The sequence below is a fragment of the Bradyrhizobium sp. P2_E8 genome (genome assembly GCF_056403875.1).
Genome location: NZ_JBFUES010000286.1, coordinates 1 through 7692, shown reverse-complemented (window position 1 = coordinate 7692; position 7692 = coordinate 1). Strand labels below are relative to the sequence as shown.

5 protein-coding genes and 1 pseudogene are annotated in these 7692 nt (G+C 64.4%); 3 read left to right on the top strand and 3 right to left on the bottom strand.

Going from position 1 to position 7692, the window contains the following annotated elements:
• Positions 1–99: 99 nt before the first annotated feature.
• Positions 100–807, top strand: coding sequence for a hypothetical protein (locus AC1D00_RS17480; RefSeq protein WP_135176756.1), 708 nt, complete (start codon positions 100–102; stop codon positions 805–807).
• 350 nt (positions 808–1157) lie between these two features.
• Complete coding sequence (locus AC1D00_RS17475) at positions 1158–2144, top strand: helix-turn-helix domain-containing protein (protein WP_477011519.1); 987 nt, start codon at positions 1158–1160, stop codon at positions 2142–2144.
• Between the two features lie 206 nt (positions 2145–2350).
• On the opposite strand, the gene AC1D00_RS17470 is transcribed toward AC1D00_RS17475, so the two are convergent.
• Both AC1D00_RS17470 and AC1D00_RS17465 read right to left on the bottom strand, forming a co-directional pair.
• A complete protein-coding gene (locus AC1D00_RS17470) occupies positions 2351–2851 on the bottom strand; it encodes a Dps family protein (protein WP_135176758.1) in 501 nt (166 codons plus the stop codon).
• Positions 2852–3233: 382 nt separating this feature from the next.
• The gene (locus tag AC1D00_RS17465; RefSeq protein WP_477011518.1) at positions 3234–5555 is read right to left on the bottom strand and encodes a molybdopterin guanine dinucleotide-containing S/N-oxide reductase; all 2322 of its coding nucleotides are present in this window, start codon (positions 5553–5555) and stop codon (positions 3234–3236) included.
• 434 nt (positions 5556–5989) lie between these two features.
• On the opposite strand from AC1D00_RS17465, the gene AC1D00_RS17460 reads away from it, so the two are divergent.
• A complete protein-coding gene (locus tag AC1D00_RS17460) occupies positions 5990–6208 on the top strand; it encodes a hypothetical protein (protein ID WP_027546172.1) in 219 nt (72 codons plus the stop codon).
• A 625-nt stretch (positions 6209–6833) separates the two neighbouring features.
• On the opposite strand, the pseudogene AC1D00_RS17455 reads toward AC1D00_RS17460, so the two are convergent.
• Positions 6834–7692, bottom strand: a pseudogene (locus AC1D00_RS17455) (caspase family protein); the annotation flags it as partial.

Genomic DNA, 7692 nt, shown 5'->3' with positions numbered 1-7692 from the left:
CCGCCATACTGCCTGCTCGCAACTCCTAACAACTTCTAACACGCCAAGCCGCATGCGCCCCGCCATGGTGGTGGCGTTTCACGGTGGATATGGCGGGACATGGCTCTCCTTGACGATGTAATCGATGCCAGCGGCGGTTTGGACCGCTGGAGCAGCTTGAACCGTTTCACGCTCCACCTTTCCGTCGGCGGAACGCTGTTCTCCAGTGCCGGACACGCCAGAGAGTTCAAGGATGTGACCGCGGAAGGTTCGACCCGGACGCAATCCGTCCGCTTCACCGGCATCACCGGGGGAGAACACTCAGGCTCCTTTCAACCGGACGCGATCACGATCGAAAGCCTGGATGGCGAGGTGCTGCGGACCTGGCGCAATCCGAGCCTTGCGTTTCCCGCGGCCAGTGCCCCCGCGCTTGCGGACGAACTGCATCTCGTCTTCTTCTGCGGCGTCGCGATCTGGAATTACCTGACGATTCCATTCCTGCTTGCTCATCCCGATGTCGTGCTGGAGGAACTGTCGCCCCGGTCTGAAGGCACTGAGACCTGGCGGCGGCTGCGGGCGCAATTCCCCGCGCACCTGATCACGCTCGCGCCCGAGCAGATCTTCTATTTCGACCAGAACGCTTTGCAGCGGCGGACGGATCACGATCTCTTCGGGATGAAGGTCGCGCATCATTCCTGGGCCCATGACAATTTCGGCGGCATCGTGGTGCCGACGCTTCGGCGCGTGCAGACGCTGCAGGCTGATGGAACCCAGATTGCCAAGCCCGTGCTGATGGACGTCGAGATCTTCGACGCCGTGTTCGAGTAGCAGCGGCGACACGCCGCCCTCGCAATCTCTACGCGAGGCCCAGTGAACGCAGAGCACGAAACTCACACCAGTGTGTCGATCGCCGCGTCGCGTCCCGCCTGCCCTCGCACTACGCCAATCGGCGCAAAGAATTGAAAAGGCTGACAAAGTCGGCCCCTCTGCGACGGGCTGTCACACCATATTCGCGCACACAAAATCTAACACATCCTAATCATCACTAACGGGCTTCTTGTCCGGCTCATGCCTATCCTCCGAGCATCGAAAACCTTCTTGAAAGCCTTGTTGAAAGCTTTGGGCTTGAGAGTTTGCCGGTCGCCGCCAGCGGCCGTGATGCCAAGAGAGGACGAGCGATGTTTACCGACTTGCATGCGGCGCCTGCCTGGATTGATCTTCAGGCCGCCCCACGCGATCACCAGGTCCGCCAGGCGGCACAGGCGATCCTCAGGGAACGCGGATGGCGCCGCATCGACCGCAGCCCGGAGGCGGCGGTCGAGGACATCACGATTTCGCGGTGGGAGGATCTCAGAGACGGCTCGTCGCACGACGCGACGACGCCGGAGGATCGCTACTTCGTCGGCATTGCCCTGAAGACCACGCGCRCGAAATTGACCCGCGACCGCCAGGTCATCTTCGACGGCACCATGCCCGCAGGGACACTCTATGTCAGCGCGCCGTCGAAGCCTCTCGCCGCACAATTCCAGGCGCCTTGCGCCTTCCTGCACTTCCACATCTCCGCTGATCATTTCCCGGCGCAATTGCCTGCCGCTGAAGGACTTGGCGACCTCGTCCTGCTGCGCGACCCGCTCGCCGCCGAGCTCGCCAAGGCGCTGACCGAGCACAGCGATGCCGCGGACCAGCAGTTCGCACGCTGCATCGGCAAGACCCTTGCGATGCACCTGGCCCGGCTGGAGCCGCCGCGCGCCAGGGTCAACGCCTTGCCGAAATGGCGGCTGCGGCGCGTCGAGCAATACATCGCGGACAATTTCGACCGCTGCATCAGCCTGTCCGAACTCGCCAATGTCGCCGGCCTGTCCAGGATGCACTTTGCAGCACAATTCCGCGCGGCGACCGGCTACCGTCCGCGCGAATATCTGCTCAATCACCGGATCGAGCACGCGAAGACGCTGCTCGCAACGACCGGGCGGCCATTGGCCGAGATCGCGCTTGCAGTCGGTTTCAGCACGCAGGCGCATTTTTCGACCGTCTTCAAGCGCATCAGCGGCCAGTCTCCGGCACGCTGGCGCCTCGCCAGCAAGGCCGAGCCTCTCGCAGTCGAAGCGCTGCCGCGGCGCCGTCCTGCTGCGGACAGGGATTGGATGGCCAGCGCGGCCGCGTAGCGCGTCCTTATCGACACGCCAGGCGACATTGGAATTGCGGAATACGCCTCTGGTTGGTCTGCAACGTTTCGAACGCAAGTGCCCCTCCACTTGCGCCGGCTCGCGCCCTCCTCCCGGGCCTACGAGCCACTCGGGGCCGTCCCTGCTCCCCCACAGGACGGCCCCTTTTCTTTGTATCGCTGCAACCGCCACCGCGGCGCGCGGCATCACGCATGCGGACCGGTGCGGCCGGACTCGTACAGGAACCAGACCCGGCGCTCGGCCTCATCGATCCAGTTCTCGATCAGGCTTGCGGTTGCGACATCGCCATATTCGTCGCAGAGCTCATGCACGCGCCGCATCTCCCGCGTCAGTTGCTGATTGTCGCTGCGCAATTCCGCCAGCATGTCCAGGGGATCGACATAGTCCGCGTCGTTGTCGAGGATGCGCTGCTCGCGCGCGATGTGGCCGATCGAGCGCAGCGTCGTGCCGCCGATCTTGCGCGCGCGCTCGGCGATGTCGTCGGTCATGGCGAAGATCTGGTCGGCCTGCTCGTCCAGCAGCAGGTGATAGTCGCGAAAATGGCTGCCCGACATGTGCCAGTGGAAGTTCTTAGTCTTCAGATAGAGCGCGAAGACATCGGCGAGCAGGGCGCGCAGCGCGGCGGGAATGTCCCGGTTCGCGTTGGCGCCGAGATCGGTCGGGCTTTGTAGGTCTGCCTTGGTCATGTTCGTTGATCCTTGCCTGGAATCACGAACCCTTAGCAGCGCGGCGCGGGAGCTTTCTTTCGTCATGCCCGGGCCGATTTCAAATTCGCACGGGTGGGCTACGCCGCTCTCGTGTCCCGGACGCGCTGCAACGCCCCTTAGCGTTGCTGCGCAGAGCCGGGACCCGGATGGCGACACGGTAGGGCGCGGTGGGCCCCGGCTCTGCAGCGCACCGCTGAAGGGCGCTGCGCCGCATCCGGGACACGAAAATGTTGCCTCACACAACGCAAGGATCTGTAGCCCGGATGGAGCCGAGCGCAATCCGGGAAAAGTGCTACGCCGACCGAGCGGTCCCGGATTTCGCTTCGCTCGATCCGGGCTACGTCGTTACGACCACAATCCGCTACACCGGATCGAAGGCCCGGATCGGCGGCAGATTGCCGGTGAACTTCTCTACCTCCACCGTCGTCAGCTGCCCCGTGCAGCCCTGCGCGAAGGACGATGTGCCGATGTCGCGGGTGAGCACGTTCGGATTGCCGTGGACGCAGAGCGGCGCGTCGTCCTCGGGGTCCATCGGGTCGTACCAGGCGCCGGTCGGGAGCTGGACCACGCCGGGCGCAACGCCGTCGGTGACGTGGACTGCGGCGAGGCAGGCGCCGCGCGCGTTGAACAGGCGGATGATGTCGCCGTCCTTGATACCGCGCGCGTCGGCATCGCGCGGGTTCATGCGCGCGACCTCGCGTCCCCGATGTTTGCTTTGAAGCGAATGTCCGCCGAAGTCGAGCTGGCTGTGCAGGCGCGTCACCGGCTGGTTGGCGACGAGGAAGCACGGCGCGCCGGGCGTGGGCATGTCGGTCTTCTCCAGCCAGACCGGATGGCCGGGACAATCGGCATCGCCATGGCCCGCGATCTTCGCAGAGAAAATCTCGATGCGGCCGCTCGGCGTCGGCAGGGCGTGAGCGACCGGATCCTCGCGGAAGCGGCGCAACCGGCCGCCGTCGTCGGGCTGTTGCGGCACGACCAGGCTGCCGCGCTGCCAGAATTCGTCGAAGCCTGGCGCCTCGAGGCCGCGCGCTTCGAGCGAGGCCCGGGTCGGCTCGTAGAGATGTTTTAGCCACTCCCGCGACGTGCGTCCTTCGGTAAAGGGTTCGCGGGCCCCTAGACGCTCGGCGAGATCGGCGAAGATATCGTAGTCGTCGCGCGCGAGGCCAAACGGCTCGGCGATCCGGTGCATCGCGACCATGAGGGGATCATTGGTGGAATAGCCGATGTCCTCGCGTTCCAGCGTCATGGTCGATGGCAGCACGATGTCGGCATGCCGCGCGGTGGCGGTCCAGGCCAGCTCGTGCACGACCAGCGTGTCGAGCCTGGCGAAGGCCTTGCGCAGGCGGTTGATGTCCTGATGGTGATGGAAGGGATTGCCGCCGGCCCAGTAGACGAGGCGGATGTCCGGATAGGTGCGCGTCTCGCCATTGTAGCGATAGGTGGATCCGGGATTGAGCAGCATGTCGGCGATGCGCGCGACCGGGATGAAATCACGGACGCCGTTGCGGCCCTGGCCGAGCGTCGGCCCCGGCACGTCGTTGACGCGGCGGCCGTAATAGCCGATCGCCCCCAATGAATAGGCGTAGCCGCCGCCGGGCAAGCCGATCTGGCCGAGGGCTGCCGCCAGCACCATGCCCATCCACACCGGCTGCTCGCCATGCTCGGCGCGCTGCAGCGAATGCGAGACGGTGATGAGCGCGCGCTTTCCGGCAAGGCGGCGGGCGAGCGTGCGGATCGTGTCCGCGCCGACGCCGGAGATCGCGGCGGCCCACTCGGCGCTCTTCGGCTGTCCATCGCTGTCGCCGGTGAGATAACGCAGGAAGACGGGCCAGCCCTCGGTGTAGCGGTCGAGGAAGGCCTGATCGTGCAGGTTCTCGCTGACCAGCGTGTGGACGATGCCGAGCATCAGCGCGGTGTCGGTGCTGGGCAAGCAGGTCATCCACTCGGCTCCGGCCTCGACCGGCAGGTCTTCACGCAACGGGCTGACCAGGATGAACTCGCAGCCGCGCCGGCGCGCCGTTTCCATCGCGCCGCGCTCGACATGCTTGCTGATCGAGCCGCCGGCCACCATGGAGTTCTTCAGCGCCATGCCGCCGAACGCCAGCACGATGTCGGTCTCAGTCGCAATCTGCTCCCAGGTGACGTTGCGCTTGGTGATGTCCTCGTAGCCCGCCAAGATCTGCGGCAGCAGCACCGAGGACGCGCCGGAGGAATAGGTGTTCACCGAGCGCACATAGCCGCCCATCGCGATGTTGAGGAAGCGATGCACCTGGCTCTGCGCGTGGTGAAAGCGACCCGCGCTCGACCAGCCATAGGAGCCGCCGAACACGGCGCCGGGCCCGCGCGTGTCGCGGATGCGGCCGAGTTCGTCGCCGAGGAGGTCGAGCGCCTTCTCCCAGCTCACAGAGACGAATTCGTCGCGGCCGCGGCGATCGTCCGGGCCGGGACCTCGCTCGAGCCAGCCGCGGCGAATCGCCGGCTGGGCGATGCGCGCCTGGTGCCGCAGCGCGCCGGGGAAATTGTCGATGATGCCGTTCGGATCAGGATCGCCTGCATAGGCCCTGACCTCAAGGCCGGCTGCACTATTACGAGCCGAGAACACGCCCCAATGCGAGGTGTGCGGCTTGAAGCCGTCGGACAGGTCGAGGCCGGGGTCGGGGAAGCCAATCGTATCGTCCATCGTCTGATCCTTGCTCCGGTGCATGGTGGCAGTATACCGATCTACGTCCCGATGTCGTCGAGATCAGGGTTGACGGAAACGCTGGGCTCCCGCGCGCGACGCAGGCAGGTGGGGATCTGTGGCGGAACGATCGGCGACGGATCCGAGATGCTCGTGCGCTGCCAGTTCGAGCCGATGCTCTAAAGCCCGGGTGGGCGCACCAGCGCTCGAACCTGGGGCCCGCGGAACAAGAGCAAGCCACGGGCTAAGGACAATCAACGGCTTGCCGCGGTCGCCCCCAGGGCTTATCCGGCCGAAAATGGGCATCCGCCGCACGTTCCGGAAATTCTCGCTCCACAGCACGCAGGTATCCGTACTAACATGACAGCCAAGTCGTTGGTATCCGACCGCGGCTTGATATTTGTGGATGTACCACTCTCGAGGTCCCTCGTTGCATGCAAAAGAGCAACATCAAAGAACTTGAAAAGACGGCGCGTGCTTTGGCCGAGGGAGCTTCCGCCGAAACTCGAAATGCCATTGAGACCGTCATTCGAGAAGCCAGGAAGTACGAAACGGTAAGAGAATCCAACCCCGTCCGCTTACCGCTCTACTTGAAGCTATCGTTGTGTCTTGCTGCGTTGATTACCGCGTTGCTGCTGATAGTGATGCGGTGAAACGGGTCTGGCGTCTGCTATGGCGGATCGTTCATCATTCRCGCAGTACGCTTAACCGATGCAAAGGTCGACGGCTCCTTGACCGCGAACATCAGAGGCGGGAACGCAACGCGCAGATGGCGTTCAGGCGCTCAGTTCGCTTTTTGAGAAGTCGAGCCACGAACCCGGCCATTAAGATCGACCAAGCCACCCAACCGACTGAAAGCGTTTCCTCTAGCGAGAGCTTGCGACCAAAGAACCAGAGAGGGCGTAACACCATGAATGCAGAGGCGGCGAGCACAGCCGCAGAGCCAAACCCAACAAGTTCAGGAGTCGTCATAGCGTTCCCGATATGGAGTTCACTACATCTAGTTGTGCCAACCTAAGGCTTCGTTACTGGCTCGCCTTTAGCGGCTAATGTCCGCAACGGGTCATGAGCGTCGGTAGACGTGATGCTGGATTGCCGTCGGGTTTGCCTCTGAAAGCCGACATGACACGGGTTCAAGCGACCTTCGGCTAAGGGCCAAAAGCCGAAGTGCTCAGACAGGGCCAATCGCCGCTTCGCCGCACTGTTGGCCGTGGCTCGGGTGGCGATTGGTGCAGGTTTGGGTGATCTGCAAGGGAATGATTGCGTCTCGGCCGCGGCTTAATTGCACACTTCAGTTTGGGCCCCTCCAGGAGCGGCCTGGGCTCTACTATACGGGCGGTCTACGACCCGACAGCCGGGTCTTACCGGCCGACAGCCTGCAGCATTGCAGAGCATCTGACCAGAGGCGGACGGCTTTGCGGGCGCGGACTCGACCTTCTTCCGCTCCGTGTCTCGCGGCTTGGCGTCCTCGCGGGTCGCGACAGGCTTCTTGTCCTGCACCTTCTCGCACTCGTTGTCGTCGTTGACCCGATAGCCCGCGCGACAGGTGATCTTCACGCAGCTATCGCCATCAGCCCTGGAGCCGCGGTCGCAGACCAGCGGGCAGACGCGTCCTTGCTTGCCCTTGATCGCGTCGAGAGCGTCGAAGCTCGCCAGCTTGGTGTCGAACTTCGTCCCGGCATGCTTGTTGAACAGCGTCAGCGAGCGCTGCGCGGCGGCGTTCCATTCGCCGTCCGCTGCGCCCGTCAGACACCCGACGCGACGGAGTTCCGACTGCACCAGTTTGGCCGTCTCCTGCGGCGAGAGGCTGGGCGGCGATTGCGTTGGGGCAACTGCCGCGACCTTCTGCTCGCCGTCACGCTTTTCGGCCGCCTGCTTTGCTGCCTGCTCGGAAGCCGCCTTGTCGTTCGCGATCTTATCAGTGAGTGCCTTCTCGGCAGCCTGCTTGTCGGCCAGCGCCTTGGCCACGGCGGTCTCGGCATCCTTCCTGCGCTGCTCGGCTGCGGCGGCCTTTGCTTCCTCGACCTGCTTGGCCTTCTCCGCTGCAAGCCGCGCGTCCTCGGCGGCCTTGGCAACGGCGGCTGCCTTGTCCTGCTCGGCCTTCTTGGCGCGGTCCGCCGTAAGCCGCGCCTTCTCC

Bases quoted from the DNA above. Each gene is read 5' to 3' on its own strand.
- AC1D00_RS17470 (WP_135176758.1), bottom strand. From the start codon at position 2,851: ATGACCAAGGCAGACCTACAAAGCCCGACCGATCTCGGCGCCAACGCG.
- AC1D00_RS17460 (WP_027546172.1), top strand. From the start codon at position 5,990: ATGCAAAAGAGCAACATCAAAGAACTTGAAAAGACGGCGCGTGCTTTG.
- AC1D00_RS17465 (WP_477011518.1), bottom strand. From the start codon at position 5,555: ATGGACGATACGATTGGCTTCCCCGACCCCGGCCTCGACCTGTCCGAC.
- AC1D00_RS17480 (WP_135176756.1), top strand. From the start codon at position 100: ATGGCTCTCCTTGACGATGTAATCGATGCCAGCGGCGGTTTGGACCGC.